The organism is Defluviimonas aquaemixtae, from assembly GCF_900302475.1.
Taxonomy (GTDB): Bacteria; Pseudomonadota; Alphaproteobacteria; order Rhodobacterales; family Rhodobacteraceae; genus Albidovulum; species Albidovulum aquaemixtae.
In genome coordinates, this window is sequence record NZ_OMOQ01000001.1 from 1108297 (window position 1) to 1125260 (window position 16964).

Sequence of the window (16964 nt, forward strand, 5' to 3'; positions counted from 1 at the left end):
TTGGCAATTTCGGTTCCGCTTGACTACCAAGAAGGGGACAAGGGGACACGGAATAGGATCATGCTGAGAATTTTCGGCGCGGCTCTGGGCGTCTGGCTCGGGGTTGCGAGTTTCGCGCTGGCGCAGTCGGGTACGGATAGTCCCGTTGTGGTCGAGCTCTACACGTCACAGGGCTGCTCGTCCTGTCCGCCGGCGGACGCGATTCTGAAAGGGCTGGCTGCGCGTGAGGACGTAATCGCACTTGGGCTGCATGTCGACTATTGGGACTATATCGGCTGGAAGGACAATTTCGCGGATCCGGCTTTTTCCAAACGCCAGCGCGCCTATGCGCGCGCGGCGGGCGCCCGCAGCGTCTACACGCCGCAGATGATCGTCGGCGGCAGGGAACACCTTGTCGGATCGCGCGTGGCCGAACTCGACCGGCTGCTCCGTCGGTACGCAGGACAGAAATCGAATATCGCTCTCTCGATCGCCCGCAAGGGCGATGGGGTCCGGCTGACGGCCCGTGCCAACGGCGGGCTGCCCGGGGCCGCGATCGTGCAGCTGGTACGCTATCGTCCGATGAGCCGGGTGGAGATTCGGCGCGGAGAGAACGCAGGCCGGGTGCTTGATTATGCGAATGTCGTCACGACTTGGGCCCGCGTCGCGGAGTGGGACGGGCGGTCGGACCTGTCGCTCGACGTGGCCGCCGAAGGGCCCGAACCAGTCGTCGTGATCATCCAGCAGGCCGGGCCCGGCCCGATCCTCGCGGCGGCGCGGCTGCGCTGACGGCGGTCAGGAGCTTGCCGGGCCGGGTTTCCAGCGGCGGTGAATCCAGAACCACTGATCCATATGGGCGCGGACCTGCCCTTCGAGGCTGTCGTTGATGGCCTGGGTCATTGCGCGCGGGTCGCCGTGCGGGATTAGGTCCTCGACGACGATCTCGAAGTCCAGCCCACCGGGCTTGCGAATGCCGTAGACCGGGATCACGTCCGCGCCGTATTTGAGCGCGAGATCGGCTGCCGAGGTGGCGGTGAGTGCGCGCTGGCCCATGAATTGTAGCGCCGCGCCGTGCCGCATGTGCTGGTCGAGGAGGATGCCAAGCATGCCGCCCGATTTCAGGAAGCGCAGCATCTGCCCCATCCCCTCGCGCCCACGCGGGAAGAGCGGTGTGCTGATGAGCGCCATCGCGTCGAGATAGTGGGCGTTGAAGAGCGGGTTCTTCATCGGCCGGTAAAGTCCGCCGAGCCGGAAGCCCCGAGCCATGAACACGGCGCGCGCGGCGTTGAAGTTGCCGAAATGGCCGGTCACGACGATCACAGGGCGGCCGGCACGATGCGCCCCTTCGAGCGCGGCCACGCCGGGCCCGGTGAACGGCAGGTCCCGGACCCGCTTGACGAATTCGCGCCCCGAATACATCTCGATCATCGTGCGCCCGACATTGTCCGGCACCGCGCGGACGAGGCGGGCGACCTCGCTCTCGGGCATGTCGGGAAAGGTCAGTGCGAGGTTGTCGCGGATGCGCATGCGCCAGCCCGCGAGGGGTGCCACGAGCCGCGAGACGACCCAGCCGGCCATCGGAACGCGCCGCTCGTAGGGCAGCGCGCGGGCGAGCGCCAGAAGGCCGCGGAAGGCCGCGTCCGTCACGCGGTGCCTCAGCGTGGGATGCGGTTCGTCCGGTGCCTTCATCTCGGGAAGTCTCTCCGCCGCGGTCTGTCCAGCCCCGGGGCCGGAAGGCGCCGGTCATCAGGGGGCAGACATAGGCCGACCCGCCCGCGCGCACAAGCCGTCTCACGAGGGCGGCGGCGTCGCTTAGTCCTCCTCTCCGGCCGCGATCAGCGTCAGTTCTCCGCTCGCTTCGAGCGCGCGAAGGGAGGTGACAATAGCGTTCATGGCCGCGTCGGCATCCTTTTCCTTCACAGTGCCGCGTTCGCTGACCTCTTCCCTGAGCGAGGCGGCCATGCGGCCCGAAAGGTTCTCTAGGATGAACTCCGCCGCCTTCGCTTCGGCCTCGCCCGAAGCGCCGGCGAGCGCGGTCACAAGCGTCGCCTGATCGACGCCACGGATGACCTTGGAGATGTCGCGGCCGACGATCCGATCGGGAATGTCGGCGAAGGTGAAAATGGCCTTGCGGACCTGGCGCGCGAAGGCCTCGTCGGTCTCGCTCAGGCCGAGAAGCACGTCGTCGCGCGTCGGTGCCGCCACGACGTTCAAGATCGCTCCGACGCGTTCGAACGGGTCCGAGTCGAACGCACGGACGGGCTGCGCCTCCAGTTGGGAGATGAGCGACAGACCGATCTGGCGGACGGTCTCAGGGTCGATGTTTCCCGTGCGGCTGACGGCATAGGCTATCCGGCGCGCACGGTCGCCGGGGAGTTTGCCCAAAAGCTCGGCCGCGCGCGGCACGGCGAGCTTCGACAGCATCACCGCGCAGACCTCGACACTTTCCTCGGTCAGCACGGGCAAAAGCTTTTCGGGGTCAAGCGCGGCAATGCGGTCCCATGGGTCGGCCTTGGCCGAGGCACCGGCGAGGCGGCGGAGCCTGCTGGCCGCGGTCGGCGAGATGTGCCCGTCGAGCATCCGGAGCGCGCCGTCGATGCCGCCGGGGAACGAAAGCCCGACCGATTCTAGCAAGGTCAGGAACTCCTCCACGACCGCGCGCAGTGTGAACCGGTCGACGCTGCGCATCGAGCCGATCTGCTCGGTGAGCGCCGCCTGCATGTGGTCGGGCAGGGCCTGAAGGGGCAGGGTGCTGCCTTCGGAGAGGAGAAGCCGCACGATGATCGCGGCTTTCTGCCGGCCGCTGAGATCGGCCACGCCAGGCGCGGCGACGGGCCGGGCCGCGAGCGAAGATGAAGAAGATGGGTCGCCCCTGCGGTTCAGGGGCGCAAGCGCGGTCATCGATGCGAACCTCTCACGGACAGGAGTCCGGTGCAGGCTCGCAGACGAGCGTTAAGGGCTGGTTACACCCAGCCCGTCCCTCGAAACGGCGCGCGGTCAGCTTCCGACGGTCACGCAGGTGCGCGTCTCGGCGTCCCAGGTCTGACCCTCGGCGCAGCTGATCTGCGCCTGCCGGTCGTGGCCCGTGCAAGTGGCATAGGCGACGGCCGGCGCAAGGCCAGCGGCGAGGGCGAACGCGGCGAGAAGGGTTTTCATGTGCATGGTCCTCCTGGCTGTCGTCGGCATAGTGCCAGCCGAGGTGACGTTGCGGCAAGCCTTTCCTGTGCGGCGGGCGGAGCGTTCACGTATTCGTGTGCGTTCGGGCTCAGTCGCCAAAGACCCGCGCGAAGATCGTATCGACGTGCTTGGTGTGATAGCCGAGGTCGAACTTCTCTTCGATCTCAGCCGGGGCAAGCGCGGCGGTGACCTCGGGGTCGGCCAGAAGCTCTTCCTTGAAGTCGCGGCCCTCTTCCCAGACCTTCATCGCGTTCCGCTGGACGAGCCGGTAGGCATCCTCGCGGCTGACGCCGGCCTGCGTGAGCGCGAGAAGAACACGCTGCGACATTACGAGGCCTCTGAACTTGTTCATGTTTTTCAACATGTTCTCAGGATAGACGACGAGCTTCTCGATCACGCCCGCGAGCCGGTTCAGCGCGAAATCGAGCGTGATCGTCGCGTCCGGCGCGATACCCCGTTCGACGGAGGAGTGCGAAATATCGCGCTCGTGCCAGAGCGCCACGTTCTCCATCGCCGGGATCACCGCCATGCGCACGAGGCGGGCGAGGCCGGTGAGGTTTTCGGTGAGCACGGGATTGCGCTTGTGTGGCATCGCCGAGGAGCCCTTCTGGCCCTTCGAGAAGAATTCCTCCGCCTCCAGCACCTCGGTGCGCTGCATGTGGCGGATCTCGGTCGCGATGTTCTCGATGCTGCTGGCGATGACGCCGAGCGTGGCGAAGAACATCGCGTGGCGGTCGCGGGGGATCACCTGGGTCGAGATCGGTTCGGGGCGCAGGCCCATTTTCTCGCAGACATGCGCCTCGACCGCGGGGTCGATATTCGCGAAGGTGCCGACCGCCCCGGAGATCGCCCCGGTGCCGATCTCGGCGCGGGCATATTGCAGCCGCGCCTTGCCGCGCTTCATCTCGGCGTAGAAGCGCGCGAAGGTGAGGCCCATCGTCGTCGGCTCGGCATGGATGCCGTGGCTGCGGCCGATGCGGATCGTATCCTTGTGCTCAAGCGCGCGCGTCTTCAACGCGGCGAGCACGCGGTCCATGTCGGCCAGAAGGATGTCGGCGGCGCGGACGAGCTGGACGTTCAGCGTCGTGTCGAGGACGTCCGACGAGGTCATGCCCTGATGGACGAAGCGGGCGTCCTCGGATCCGATATGTTCGGCGAGATGGGTCAGGAAGGCGATGACGTCGTGCTTCGTCACCGCCTCGATCTCGTCGATGCGCGCGACGTCGAACTCCACGTCCCCGGCCTTCCATACAGCCTCGGCGTTCGCTTTCGGGATCACCCCCAGCGCGGCCTGCGCGTCGCAGGCATGGGCCTCGATCTCGTACCAGATGCGGAACTTTGTGGCCGGCTCCCAGATGGCGACCATTTCGGGGCGGGAATAGCGGGGGATCATCCGGGGGCCTTTCCGTTTGAGGGGCGTGCGGGCGTGTCCTAGACTGGGCCGGGACGGGTGGCAAGAAGGGGAAGGCCGATGCGGCGATGGGCCATGGTCTGCGGCCTCATTGCGGGACTGGCCGGGCCAGTCGCGGCGGAGGACTGGCAGGCGCTGGACGCCGCCGCGATCCTTCAGGCGCTCACCGGCCGCAGCCTCGCCTATGAGGACGGCGCGCGCCAGGACTTCCGCGACGGCGGCGGGACGACCTACCGAGCGGGCGCGGGTGAAAGCGAGGGGCGCTGGCGGGCGGAAAGCGGCCGGTACTGTTCGGTCTGGCCGCCGTCGGAGAGATGGAGTTGCTATGCGCTTGAGCGCGACACGGAAACCGGGCGGTTGCGCTTCGTGGGCAGCGCCGGAGATATCACGGTGGGAGCTTATCAAGAAAAATGAGATTTTCTCCGCAACTTGCTGATTTTGAAGGTTTATGGCAACTAAGGCGTGTGATACAGGACCGGATGGGCAAGACCGAGGGGCGGTTCGAGGGCCGGGCCGTGTTCCGCCCCGCGCCGGTCGGGTTGCACTATCACGAGGAAGGCCATCTGAAGCTTGGGCCAGGCCCCGAGATGAAGGCGGTTCGCGACTACCTTTGGCGTGAGGCCGACGGGCGCATCGCGGTCGACTATGGCGACGGGCAGCCGTTTCACGACTTCGATCCCGTCGAGCCGGAAGCGCGGCATCGTTGCGCCCCTGACGAGTACCGGGTGCGCTACGATTTCAGCGGCTGGCCCAACTGGAGCGCCGTCTGGGTCGTCTCTGGGCCGCGCAAGGACTACACGATGATCAGCCGCTATTCGCGCGAGAGCGACGCGGGATAGAATAATGCGGACGGCGCGCTGCCGCGCCGCCCGCGAATTGCGGCTTGGCCTATCCCTCATAGTCCGGCAACGGTGGCAGGGTGCGCAGGTAGAGGATGATCGCTGCGAGATCGTCTTCAGTCATCTTCGCGAGGAACGGGTAGGGCATCGGCGGCATCATCTGCGATCCATCCGGACGCATCCCCTTGGTGATCATTGTTGCAAGTTCGTCGTCGCTGTAGCCTGCGAGGCCATCGACATGTGTCGTGAGGTTCGACGAGACGGAAACGCCCCAGGGCCCCGGTATGGCGAACCCGCCCTGACCGAGCGCGGTGTCCAGCATCGGGCCCTCGGGTCCCATGGGCGTGTGGCATTCCATGCAATGCGCAACGGGTCCGGCGAGGTAGGCGCCATATTCGACCGTGACGCCCGCGGGGATATCCGCGACGTGGTCGATCTTTGGCCCGTGATCGGGCGGCAGCGGGATATTGTAGATGCTTTCCGGCACCTCGTTCTCGACCGCCGGAATCGTGCGAAGATAGGCCACGATCGACATCACGTCGTCGTCGCTGAGCCCGCGATACATCGCGAATGGCATCGGCGGCCCGATGAGCGATCCGTCGGGGCGAAGACCCTCGCGGATCGCGCGGGCGAACTCCTCGTCGGTCCAGTCCGCGACCCGCCCAGCGGGCGTGATGTTCGCCGAATAGGCGGTGAATTCGGGTACTTCCAGAACCAGGCGACCGCTGAGTTCCTTGCCGGGGGTGAACCCGTCGGGACCGAGCGGGCTGTGGCAATTTCCGCAGCCGGCAGGTCCGGTCACGAGGTAACTGCCGCGCTCCACTGAAGGTTCGGCGGCAGCGGCGCCCGCCGCCAGTCCGGCGGCGATGGCAAGCAACGCTTTCATGTGATGTCCCTCCCATTCAGACCGCGCCTGAACGTTCGCGCGGAAGTCCCCATGGTAGCACGGTTTTTGCCGCCAGAGATTTGCGATGTGCGGGGGAAGCCGGCCCGGGTGCCGAACTTTCACGGGCCGCAATCCGCGCAGATTGCATCAGCGCGGAAGGACATAGCCCTGCGGTGGCGCTGCGCGCCGGGGCGGCGCGACTCAGTCGGCGAGTCGCGTTTCAATGTGTGAGGCGCTTTCGAGGGTCCGGTGAACCGGGCACTTGTCGGCGATTTCGAGAAGTTTCGCGCGCTGTTCCTCGTCGAGATCGCCTTCGAGCGTGATCTCGCGCTTGAAGACGTCGATCTTCGCGCCCTTTTCGCAGTCCGCGCAGTCCTCGGCATGGACCTTGTCGTGGCTCACGTCGACCCGGACATGGGTGAGCGGCCATTTCTTCCGCCGCGCATACATGCGGATCGTCATCGAGGTGCAGGCGCCGAGTCCGGCCGCGAGGAAGCCGTAGGGCGTCATGCCGCGATCGGTGCCGCCGTAATCCGTGGGCTCATCGGCAAGCGCGTGGTGCTTCGGCCCGTGATTGACGTTCTGGAGGAAGCCGTCTGGATCGGCCTCGGACACGCGGACGATGCCCTCAGGCGCGCCTTTCGGCGGCTCCGGCGCCTTCAGGTCGAGATAGCGGGCCGACCAGGCGGCGATCACCTCGGCGGCGTAGTCGGCATCGGCGGGGTCAGAGATCAGATGATCGGCGCCGTCGAGGGTGACGAAGCTTTTCGGGTGCTTCGCCGCCTTGAAGATCTCGCCCGCGTTCTCGATGCCGACGATCGCGTCGCGCGGGGCGTGGAGGATGAGAAGCGCACGTTTGAGGCTGGCGATGGGGCCGGACAACTCTTCGGCCGCGACCTCGCGGACGAAGTCGCGGCCGATGCGGATAGGGCGGCCGCCAAGATCGACCTCGGCCTCGCCCTCTTCCTCGATCCGGTCGAGCGCGTCGGCGAAGTTGTGGGTGACGTGGCCGGGATCGTAGGGCGCGCCGATCGTGACGACGGCCCGGACGCTTTCGATCTGGCCGGCAGCCTTCAGCACGGCCGCGCCACCGAGCGAATGGCCGATCAGGAGCGACGGCGCCATGCCACGATCCGTGAGATAGGACGCTGCGGCTTCCAGATCCGAGACGTTCGACAGGAAGCCGGTTTCGGCGAACTTGCCGCCGGACTGGCCGAGCCCGGTGAAGTCGAACCTGAGGACGGCGATGCCCATTGCAGCGAGCGCGCCCGCGATCCGGCGCGCGGCGACCACGTCCTTGCCGCAGGTGAAGCAATGCGCAAAGAGTGCCGTGGCGAGACGCTCGCCTTCAGGCAGGTCGAGCCGCGCCGCAAGCTCGGCGCCGGAATGTCCGGGGAAGGTGATCCGTTCGGTCGCCATGTCCGTCTCCTCTGATCGCTGACGGCTGAAGACTGCGGGCGAAGCGGCTTCGCGGCAAGGGAGCAGGGCAGGGCGTCACAGACAGGTGAGCGGATGTCATGTTCGGCGGCGTAGGCGGTTCATCATGAAGCATGATGTACTCGATCAAATACATTCGTTTTCATGATGGTGTCAGCTCGGGTAGATTGCGGATGATGATTTAGTCACGCTGGAGAAAACCGATGACCTGCACAGATTGCCTCGAAAGCCGCCGCCCCACCGTGTCGAGCCATCGACGCGACAGGGCTGTCGGAGCCGTCGTCCTCGTCCTTCTCGGGACGTTCGCTCTGTTCGCCTCAGGCGCTGACGCGCCGCTGCCGACCGACCGCGCCGCCCAGGCGGCGGCGGTCGAGGACTGGCACGGCAATGTCAGGCGGTCGCACTGGACGCCGTAGGCGCCCGCCGGCGGGGCTGGCTCAGGCCAGCCCCATCAGGCGTTCGTCGAACGGATAGGTCGTCAGGTTCTCGTGGCCTGTCTCGGTGATCAGCACCTGATCTTCGAGCTTGATCGAGAAATCGCCGCCCTCGGGCGAGACGAGCGCCTCGACGCAGAAGACCATGCCCGGCTCGACTACATAGTCGAACGCGCCCTCGACGGCCTGATCGGGATAGGCGATGAGCGGCCATTCGTCGCAAAGCCCGACACCGTGCATCTTGCAGCCGTATTTCTGCATCTGGAACTGGTCGTCGAGGCGGTGGCCGCCTTCGACAAGCTCGCGGAAGCTGACACCGGGTTTCAGCATTTCCATGTTCGTCATGATGTGCTCATGCCCGTGGCGCATCGCGTAGATCATCGCGTTCGTGGGCTTGGCCTCGCCCACCCACCAGGTGCGCGAGATGTCGATGCAGATGCCGTAGGAGCCGACGAGGTCAGTGTCGAAGGCCACGATCTCGTTCGGCTGGATGATGCGCGGGCCGCACTCCTGGAACCACGGATTGGTGCGCGGACCGGAGGTGAGAAGTCGCGTCTCGATCCATTCGCCGCCGCGCCTGATGTTTTCGGCGTGAAGCACCGCCCAGACGTCGTCTTCGCTCATGTTGCCACCCGGCACGCCTTCGCGACAGGCGAGTTCCATCGCGGCGACGGATTTGTTGCAGGCGTCGTTGGCGCAGCGCATCGCGAGGACCTCGTCCGGCCCCTTGATGGCGCGGGTCTTTTCCGTGCATTCCTCGCCTTCCTCGACGGTGAAGCCGGACGCCTCGAGCGCCCGGAGCCCATGAACAAGGATCTTGTCGACGCCGAGTCTGCGGTTGGTTCCCGCATGGGCGCGCATCAGTTCGTCGACTTCCGCGACGAAGCCCTTAGCGGCCGCGTCGCCCTTGTCGCCGGCGGAGAAGTAGAACATCGACGCGCCCGAACGCCGCTCGCGGACGAGCGGATTGAACTCGGTCAGGAAGGGCGAACTCTTGTAGTCCCATATCACCATGTAGCCGTCGGCGCAGATCAGGACCGCGCGGAACGGGTTGTGGGTATTCCATAGCTGCATATTGGTGGAATCGGTGGCGTAGCGGATGTTGAGGGGGTCGAGCATGAGGAGCCCGCCCCAGCCGCGGTCGACGATGGCCTGGGTCATCCGCTTCCAGCGAAATTCGCGCATGCGTTCGAGGTTGGGCAGCGTCAGCCCCGCTGCCTCCCATTCCCGAAAGGCAAGCTGGGTCGGTCCGATCTCGACCCGGTCGTTGTCGTTAGGGCTCCCGTCGGGCAGGTGAGCGCCCTTCGTGGGGTCAATCTTGCGGCGGTGGGCGTAGTGAGTATCCATGGTACGTGCCTTCCGGTGTCGCGCGAAGCTTCGGCGCGGGGCACGGCAGGGGCTTTGCCTTTCGCGACCCGCGATGTCGGAAATTGGCTGAGATCGCCATCAATCCGCGGCGCAGGATTGATGGCGATCAAGAGCGGTTCCGGAGCGGCTGCTATTGTCTTGGCGTCTTGCCGGGTCGGCTCATGTGACGGCGCCCGGCGCCGAAAAGAGGTGGAGACAATGGCAAAAGATGTCCCGTTCGAATTTCCGAAGCACCTACTGGAAGCGGCCGAGCGCATCCGCGACGTGTGGGAGGAACTGCGGCTCGTCCTGCCTGCGATCAGCATCGAAAGCCAGGGGCTCACCGGCAGGTCCGAGGGCGCGGTCGCGCTTGAGGTCGAGCATTGCGACCTCGGCGGGACTGTGAAGGAAAGCATGAAGGTTGCGCCGGGCGCGCAGATCATGATGAGCCATCCTGCCGAGGTAGTCGAGGTCGTGGGCCCGCCCGTTCAGACCGGCCCGGGCGAGGAGGTCCCGATGCCCGACAAGCAAATCGAGGGCACGCCGAAGCCGCCCGCGCAGTTCGAGATCCCGCGCCGGATGACAGGCGACATCATCCGGGTCAGGATCGCGACAGGCGCGAAGCCCGGCGCGCGGGCCTATGTCCGGATCGGAAACCTGAAGGGCGCCGATCTGGATGTTCTGGAGACGATCCCCGACGACTATCCGTCGGATGGGGCGCTGCCGAATGTCTATGCATCCTCGACGGTTGGCGGGCATGGATACCGCATCTACGACCTGACGCAGCCGCTCAACGCCTCCGAGCGAGGGCAGCTGATCCTTTACTTTTCGGCCGGGCCGTTCGCGGCGGTCCTGCATCCGCAACCGCACGTGATCTGGTGAGCGGGCTAAAAAAGGCAAAGGGCGCCCCGGAGGCGCCCTTTCCATGATGGTTCTGGGTGGGATCAGCAGCTGTAATACATCTGGTACTCGACCGGGTGCGGCGTGTGTTCGTAGGCGTAGACCTCTTCCCACTTCAGCGCCAGGTAGCCCTCGATCTGGTCTTTCGTGAATACGTCGCCCGCAAGGAGGAAGTCGTGGTCGGCCTCGAGCGATTCCAGCGCTTCTCGGAGCGACGCGCAGACGGTCGGGATGTCGGCCAGTTCCTCGGGCGGCAGGTCGTAGAGGTCCTTGTCTGAAGCCGGGCCCGGATCGATCTTGTTCTTGATCCCGTCGAGACCGGCCATCAGCAGAGCCGAGAAGGCGAGATAGGGGTTGGCCGCCGGATCGGGGAAGCGGGCCTCGACGCGCTTCGCCTTGGGGCTTTCGGTCCACGGGATGCGCACGCAACCCGAGCGGTTGCGGGCCGAGTAAGCGCGCAGGACCGGTGCCTCGAAGCCAGGGATCAGGCGCTTGTAGCTGTTCGTCGCGGGGTTGGTGAAGGCGTTCAGCGTCTTGGCGTGCTTGAGGATGCCGCCGATGAACCACAGCGCCTCTTGGCTGAGATCGGCGTACTTGTCGCCGGCGAACAAGGGTTTTCCGCCCTTCCAGATCGACATGTTGACGTGCATTCCCGTGCCGTTGTCGCCCTTGATCGGCTTCGGCATGAAGGTGACCGACTTGCCATAGGCGTGCGCCACGTTGTGGATCACATACTTGTACTTCTGGATATTGTCGGCCTGGTCGGTCAGCGAGGAGAAGATCAGCCCCAGCTCGTGCTGGCACGACGCCACCTCGTGGTGGTGCTTGTCGACCTTCATGCCCATGCGCTTCATGGTCGACAGCATCTCGGAACGCAGGTCCTGCGCCGCGTCAGTCGGATTGACGGGGAAGTAGCCGCCCTTGACGCCCGGGCGGTGGCCCGAGTTGCCCATTTCGTATTCGGTGTCGGTGTTCCAGGCGGCGTCTGCGGCGTCGACCTCGAACGAGACCTTGTTCATCGCGACAGAGTAGCGGACGTCGTCGAAGACAAAGAATTCGGCCTCGGGTCCGAAATATGCCGTGTCGCCGATGCCGGAGGCCTTGAGATAGGCTTCCGCCTTCGTTGCGGTCGAGCGCGGATCGCGGCTATAGGGTTCGCCGGTATCGGGCTCGACGACGTTGCAGTGCACGCAGAGCGTCTTTTCGGCGTAGAACGGGTCGATATAAACCGACGACGTGTCCGGGATCAGCTTCATGTCGGACTGGTCGATCGACTTCCAGCCGGCGATCGACGAGCCGTCGAACATGAAACCTTCCTCGAAGAAATCCTCGTCGATGATATCGACGATCAGCGTCACGTGCTGAAGCTTGCCGCGCGGATCGGTGAAGCGGACGTCGACATACTCGACCTCTTCATCCTTGATCAGCTTGAGAACGTCCTTTGCGCTCATGATGTCTGTCCTTTTCATTGCCGTGTTCTTGGATCGGGCGGGGGCCCGGGATTCAGATCGCGTCCTCGCCGGTCTCGCCGGTGCGGATGCGGATGACCTGTTCGACGGGGGAGACGAAGATCTTGCCGTCGCCGATCTTGTCGGTACGGGCGGCCGAAACGATGGCCTCGATCGCGGCGTCGACGAGATCGTCGGGCAGGACGACCTCGATCTTTACCTTGGGCAGGAAGTCGACGACATATTCGGCGCCGCGGTAGAGTTCCGTGTGGCCCTTCTGACGGCCGAAGCCCTTGACCTCGATCACCGACAGCCCCTGTACGCCGACGTCCTGAAGCGCTTCCTTCACCTCGTCGAGCTTGAAAGGCTTGATGATGGCTTCGATCTTCTTCATCGGCGACTCTCCCCGGGGCCAGTTCCTGCGGTCCGGCCCCTGTCAGCACTTCCGCTCGGCCAGCACAATTGGCTAGGGTCGGGGCAGGGCGGTGGCGTCCGGGATTCTGGTGCTGTTGCCTAAATTTTGTGCAACTCGCCCGTCGGCAGGGCAGTTTAATAACTCTTGGGGCGGCGATCGATGACCGAACTTCTTACCGCCGCACAGATGCGCGCCATCGAAGAGGCCGCGATCGCCTCGGGCGAGGTTACTGGTCTCGAGTTGATGGAACGCGCCGGGCGGGGCGTGGTCGAGGCAATATTCGAGGAATGGCCAGAGCTGAAGGCGACATCGCACCGAGCGGTGGTGCTCTGCGGGCCGGGCAACAATGGCGGCGACGGGTTTGTCGCGGCGCGGCTGCTGAAGGAGTGGAGCTGGGAGGTGGAAGTTTTTCTCTATGGCGACCCCGAAAATCTGCCGCCGGATGCGAAGGTGAACTATGAGCGGTGGTGCGGGATGGGGGAGGTGCGCCTTCTCGACTTCCCCAATCTTACTGACGCAGACGGGGAATCCTTCAACGAAGCGATGTATGTTCGCGTTCGCGAAGACCAGCCATTGTTGATCGACGCCCTATTCGGAACAGGACTTACCCGTTCGATTGAAGGTCTATTGCCGATTCTGGAACTCACCGACCTGTATGCTGCGATGCCGGAATTGAGCGACGTACGAACTGTCGCGGTTGATATTCCAAGCGGAATCTCCTCCGACACCGGCGAGATTGTGGGGACTGCCGATCCCCGGATGGCCGTCCCCGCCAACCTAACGGTCACGTTTCACAAACAGAAGATCGGACATAAGAACGATTGGGGACGGCGGCTCTGCGGCCATGTGGTCGTCAAGGATATTGGCCTTGGCCCGTGGGATCGTTACGCGGGGATCGTTGAATGACAGGCGCGTCACACTTCGGCGACGCCGGTGCAACGGTGGGAGACGGACATGTTTCGTGAGCCTCAGGCGGTTGCGGGCGGGCCAGCGATGCGGGAACGACTCGCGAAAACGGTGGATGCTCACAAGTACACCCACGGCCATGCCCTGATCCTCTCCGGCGGACCGGCCAAGGGCGGCGCTGCCCGCCTTGCCGCGCGGGGGGCGCTCAGGATCGGGGCGGGGCTTGTCACCGTGGGCTGCCCGCCCGAGGCGCTCACAGAAAACGCCGCGCGGCTCGATGCGGTGATGCTGGAGCCCATCGCGGATGCGGATGCACTGGCGGTGGTGCTGGAGGACAAGCGGATCAACGCGCTTGGGCTCGGGCCAGGACTTGGGACGGGGAAGCGGGAAGCGGCGCTGGTCGCGGGTGTCCTCGGGGCAGGGCGGGCATCGGTGCTGGATGCGGATGCGTTGACCATTCTCGCGGGCAAGCCCGATCTTTTGGCCGCGCTGCATGATACATGCGTCCTCACGCCCCATTCGGGGGAGTTCGGACGCCTGTTCCCGGATATTGCTGAGAAGCTCGCCGCGCCGGCCGCCAAGGGACCGGCCTATTCAAAGGTGGACGCGACGCGCGAGGCGGCGAAGCGGGCGGGCTGCGTCGTGCTTTACAAGGGGCCGGATACGGTGATCGCGGATTCCGACGGGCGCTGTTCGATCAACTCCGCTCACTACGAGCGCGCCGCGCCGTGGCTTGCGACGGCGGGGTCGGGCGATGTGCTGTCGGGTTTCATCGCGGGGCTTCTGGCGCGCGGGTTCGCGCCCATGCAGGCCGCCGAGATCGCCGCCTGGCTGCATGTCGAATGTGCCCGCAGGTTCGGGCCGGGACTGATCGCCGAGGACCTGCCGGAAGCGGTGCCGGCCGTCTTCCGCGATCTGGGGCTCTGAGGGCTACCCGGCGGCGCTAGCCATCTCGCACCGGGCCGGTTCGCAGACCAGTTCCAGCCCCTCGGCATAGACAACCTCGGCCGTGTCAAACCTCAGGTCAAAGACCCGCATCGAGAGCACTGTTGTCGGCGCGACGAATTCGCCGTCGGCGACGCGGCGGATCGGCACCACCACCTCGGGCGCGCCGAACAGAGCCCGGGCCCGCCAGTCGCGCAATACGATCGGCGTCTCGTCGGGCAGGAGGAGGTCCTGGTCGGGCCGGTCGTGGCCGAGCGCGCCCGCCCTGAGGCGGATCGCGGGGCCGGAATAGCGGTGCACCTTGATGTCGCGAAGGATGCAGAGGCCGGTCCTCGTGATCACCCGGTCGCCGGGTACGAGGAACTCCACCGGAAACGCGCCCTCGAGCGTGAGCACGATGGTCCCCGCTGCGATGCCCCTTGTCCCATCCGTCCGGCCCGCGCCGGGGGCGGTGCGAACCGCAAGCTCTTCCGTCATCCACGTCATGTCGTCACCCCTATGTTCCCACCCCGAATTCTTCATTCCGACTGTGTCAAGATTTGGTTTCGCGCGGTCCATTTCCGGGGCGCTTTTTCCGCTCGCATCCGCGGTGCGATATTGTTAGAAGGACGCGGATTTCGGGAGCGGTCCGGCGCCACGCTGAACGGGCGGGCCGTTTTCAGGCATTGCGGGTGTGGCGAAATTGGCAGACGCACCAGATTTAGGTTCTGGCGCCGCAAGGCGTGGGGGTTCAAGTCCCTCCACCCGCACCAAGAGGAAAAAGGACGTAGGAATGCAGGTCACCGAGACCCTGAACGAAGGTCTGAAGCGCAGCTACACGATCACCGTGCCGGCCGCCGATCTGGACGCGAAGGTCAACGAGAAGCTCGCCGAGGCGCAGCCGGAAGTCGAGTTGAAGGGCTTCCGCAAAGGCAAGGTCCCGATGGGGCTCCTGAAGAAGCAGTTCGGCCCGCGCATCCTCGGCGACGCGATGCAGGACGCGATCGACGGCGCGATGAAGGATCACTTCGAGTCGACCGGAGACCGGCCTGCGCTGCAGCCGAAGGTCGAAATGCAGGGCGGCGAGAACTGGAAGGAAGGCGACGACGTCGTTGTCGAGATGTCCTACGAGGCGTTGCCGGAGATCCCGGAGGTCGATCTTTCGAAGCTGAAGCTCGAGAAGCTTATCGTGAAGGCCGATGACAAGGCCGTGGCCGAGGCGCTCGAGAATCTCGCGAAGTCGGCCAAGAACTTCGAGGACAAGAAAAAGGGCACCAAGGCCAAGGACGGCGACCAGGTTGTGATCGACTTCGTCGGCAAGATCGATGGCGAGGCCTTCGAAGGCGGGGCGGGTGAAGACTACCCGCTGGAAATCGGTTCCGGTTCGTTCATCCCGGGCTTCGAGGAACAGCTCGTCGGAGTGAAGGCGGGCGACGAGGTCGCGGTGAAGGTGTCGTTCCCGGATGAGTACGGTGCGAAGCATCTTGCTGGTAAGGAAGCGGTCTTCGACTGCACCGTGAAAGCCGTCAAGGGGCCAAAGCCGGCCGAGATCGACGACGAGCTCGCCAAGCAGTTCGGGGCCGAGAGCCTCGAAGCGCTGAAGGGCCAGATCAGCGAGCGGCTGGAGGCCGAGTATGCCGGCGCCTCCCGTTCGGTAATGAAGCGGGCGCTTCTCGATGAGCTCGACAAGATGGTGAAATTCGACCTGCCGCCGAGCCTCGTCGAGACCGAGGCGGGTCAGATCGCGCATCAGCTGTGGCACGACGAGAACCCTGACCACGAGGGCCACGATCACCCCGAGATCAAGCCGACAGAGGAGCACAAGTCGCTCGCCGAACGCCGTGTCCGGCTTGGCCTCTTGCTGGCTGAGATCGGGCGCAAGAAGGAAGTCGAGGTCACCGACGCCGAAATGACGCAGGCGGTGATGAACCAGGCGCGGCAGTATCCGGGTCAGGAGCGGGCCTTCTTCGAGTTTGTGCAGAAGAACCCGCAGATGCAGCAGCAGCTGCGCGCGCCGATCTTCGAGGACAAGGTCGTCGATCTGATCGTCGAGGGCGCGAAGGTGACCGAAAAAGAGGTCTCGAAGGACAAGCTACAGAAGGCCGTCGAGGCGCTGGACGAGATCTGACCGGGGAGAACCCACGAATTGCGAAAGGCCGCGCGGTAGCGCGGCCTTTTTTCATCGGTAGCGCGGAAAACTCCTGCGATCGGACGGGAAGCTGATGCGAGCTCGGCCCAGTGGGCTCTGTGGCGGAGGAGTCTAAACGGGGAGCGATAACGGCACTTGCGAAGCGCCGACCGGTGCGCCCGGCCAAGCATAGCCCATGCCGCGAGTTTGGGTCCGGTTTGAGCCGGGATCGCGACGCGCGTGGGTGAGCAGATCCGAAACCGGCGCATGCTTGGCGCGGCAAAGCCGGGCGGAGCAGGCGTTCAATGCCGGAATCTGATTGACCGTTCTGTCCAGCGGCACTGGGAGCAGCAGGACGGTTTCAGGGCATGTCCAACGAAAACGGCGCCCGAAGGGGCGCCGTTTCAAGCTCGCTCCGTATCCGCTCAGGCGGCTTCGGAAATGAACTTCACCGCATCGCCGAAAGTCTGGATCGTTTCGGCCGCGTCGTCGGGAATCTCGATCCCGAATTCTTCCTCGAACGCCATCACCAGCTCGACCGTGTCGAGGCTGTCCGCGCCCAGATCGTCGATGAACGAGGCGCTTTCCGTCACCTTGTCCTCTTCGACGCCCAGATGCTCGACGACAATTTTCTTTACGCGATCTGCGATGTCGCTCATGTCAAATCCTCATTCTCGCGGGGTTTCCCGCCTTCTAGTCCCTTGCTCTGTCCGAGCGGCTCACGCCCCGCCTA

At 65.0% G+C, this 16964-nt stretch carries 17 protein-coding genes, 1 tRNA gene and 1 pseudogene; 8 read left to right on the forward strand and 11 right to left on the reverse strand.

The annotated features are described in order from the left end of the window. The first annotated feature begins 60 nt into the window (after positions 1-60). A complete protein-coding gene (locus DEA8626_RS05470; protein WP_108852019.1) occupies positions 61-768 on the forward strand; it encodes a DUF1223 domain-containing protein in 708 nt (235 codons plus the stop codon). Positions 769-774: 6 nt separating this feature from the next. Here DEA8626_RS05470 and DEA8626_RS05475 read toward each other — a convergent pair whose 3' ends face one another. From DEA8626_RS05475 to purB, 4 genes are all read right to left on the reverse strand, one after another. Continuing rightward, complete coding sequence (locus DEA8626_RS05475) at positions 775-1668, reverse strand: lysophospholipid acyltransferase family protein (protein ID WP_108852020.1); 894 nt, start codon at positions 1666-1668, stop codon at positions 775-777. A 123-nt stretch (positions 1669-1791) separates the two neighbouring features. Beyond that, positions 1792-2880, reverse strand: a complete 1089-nt coding sequence (locus DEA8626_RS05480; protein ID WP_108852021.1) for a flagellar motor switch protein FliG — start codon at positions 2878-2880, stop codon at positions 1792-1794. Positions 2881-2976: 96 nt separating this feature from the next. After that, on the reverse strand, positions 2977-3135 hold the full coding sequence (locus DEA8626_RS05485) for an adenylosuccinate lyase (protein WP_108853331.1): 159 nt from the start codon (positions 3133-3135) through the stop codon (positions 2977-2979). 109 nt (positions 3136-3244) lie between these two features. Further along, entirely contained in the window at positions 3245-4549 is a 1305-nt protein-coding gene (gene purB / locus DEA8626_RS05490; protein WP_108852022.1) for an adenylosuccinate lyase, read from the reverse strand. Positions 4550-4627: 78 nt separating this feature from the next. Here purB and DEA8626_RS05495 point away from each other — a divergent pair, with 78 nt between their 5' ends. Beyond that, entirely contained in the window at positions 4628-4981 is a 354-nt protein-coding gene (locus DEA8626_RS05495) for a hypothetical protein (RefSeq protein WP_146188836.1), read from the forward strand. Beyond that, the gene (locus DEA8626_RS05500) at positions 4978-5406 is read left to right on the forward strand and encodes a DUF6314 family protein (RefSeq protein ID WP_108852024.1); all 429 of its coding nucleotides are present in this window, start codon (positions 4978-4980) and stop codon (positions 5404-5406) included. The genes DEA8626_RS05495 and DEA8626_RS05500 overlap by 4 nt, the downstream gene beginning before the upstream one ends. A gap of 49 nt (positions 5407-5455) precedes the next feature. Here the strand turns inward: DEA8626_RS05500 and DEA8626_RS05505 are convergent, their stop codons facing one another. Both DEA8626_RS05505 and DEA8626_RS05510 read right to left on the reverse strand, forming a co-directional pair. Then, the gene (locus tag DEA8626_RS05505) at positions 5456-6292 is read right to left on the reverse strand and encodes a c-type cytochrome (protein ID WP_108852025.1); all 837 of its coding nucleotides are present in this window, start codon (positions 6290-6292) and stop codon (positions 5456-5458) included. A 201-nt stretch (positions 6293-6493) separates the two neighbouring features. Beyond that, positions 6494-7711 (reverse strand): bifunctional alpha/beta hydrolase/OsmC family protein, encoded by a 1218-nt coding sequence (locus tag DEA8626_RS05510; RefSeq protein ID WP_108852026.1) that lies wholly within the window; start codon positions 7709-7711, stop codon positions 6494-6496. A 221-nt stretch (positions 7712-7932) separates the two neighbouring features. On the opposite strand from DEA8626_RS05510, the gene DEA8626_RS05515 reads away from it, so the two are divergent. Continuing rightward, positions 7933-8145, forward strand: a complete 213-nt coding sequence (locus DEA8626_RS05515; RefSeq protein ID WP_108852027.1) for a hypothetical protein — start codon at positions 7933-7935, stop codon at positions 8143-8145. A gap of 21 nt (positions 8146-8166) precedes the next feature. On the opposite strand, the gene dddP is transcribed toward DEA8626_RS05515, so the two are convergent. Beyond that, positions 8167-9510 (reverse strand): dimethylsulfonioproprionate lyase DddP, encoded by a 1344-nt coding sequence (gene dddP, locus DEA8626_RS05520; protein ID WP_108852028.1) that lies wholly within the window; start codon positions 9508-9510, stop codon positions 8167-8169. A 219-nt stretch (positions 9511-9729) separates the two neighbouring features. On the opposite strand from dddP, the gene DEA8626_RS05525 reads away from it, so the two are divergent. Beyond that, the gene (locus tag DEA8626_RS05525) at positions 9730-10392 is read left to right on the forward strand and encodes a hypothetical protein (RefSeq protein ID WP_108852029.1); all 663 of its coding nucleotides are present in this window, start codon (positions 9730-9732) and stop codon (positions 10390-10392) included. A gap of 62 nt (positions 10393-10454) precedes the next feature. Here the strand turns inward: DEA8626_RS05525 and glnA are convergent, their stop codons facing one another. Further along, the gene (glnA, locus tag DEA8626_RS05530) at positions 10455-11861 is read right to left on the reverse strand and encodes a type I glutamate--ammonia ligase (RefSeq protein WP_108852030.1); all 1407 of its coding nucleotides are present in this window, start codon (positions 11859-11861) and stop codon (positions 10455-10457) included. Positions 11862-11913: 52 nt separating this feature from the next. Next, positions 11914-12252 (reverse strand): P-II family nitrogen regulator, encoded by a 339-nt coding sequence (locus DEA8626_RS05535; protein WP_108852031.1) that lies wholly within the window; start codon positions 12250-12252, stop codon positions 11914-11916. A 180-nt stretch (positions 12253-12432) separates the two neighbouring features. Here DEA8626_RS05535 and DEA8626_RS05540 point away from each other — a divergent pair. Further along, positions 12433-14106, forward strand: a pseudogene (locus DEA8626_RS05540) (NAD(P)H-hydrate dehydratase). A 3-nt stretch (positions 14107-14109) separates the two neighbouring features. Here the strand turns inward: DEA8626_RS05540 and DEA8626_RS05545 are convergent. Then, on the reverse strand, positions 14110-14610 hold the full coding sequence (locus tag DEA8626_RS05545; RefSeq protein WP_181366362.1) for a Hint domain-containing protein: 501 nt from the start codon (positions 14608-14610) through the stop codon (positions 14110-14112). Between the two features lie 181 nt (positions 14611-14791). On the opposite strand from DEA8626_RS05545, the gene DEA8626_RS05550 reads away from it, so the two are divergent. Next, positions 14792-14876 (forward strand) — tRNA-Leu (locus DEA8626_RS05550). Between the two features lie 20 nt (positions 14877-14896). Beyond that, entirely contained in the window at positions 14897-16231 is a 1335-nt protein-coding gene (tig, locus tag DEA8626_RS05555) for a trigger factor (RefSeq protein ID WP_108852033.1), read from the forward strand. A gap of 425 nt (positions 16232-16656) precedes the next feature. On the opposite strand, the gene DEA8626_RS05560 is transcribed toward tig, so the two are convergent. Then, positions 16657-16890, reverse strand: a complete 234-nt coding sequence (locus tag DEA8626_RS05560; protein ID WP_103256210.1) for an acyl carrier protein — start codon at positions 16888-16890, stop codon at positions 16657-16659. Positions 16891-16964 lie beyond the last annotated feature (74 nt).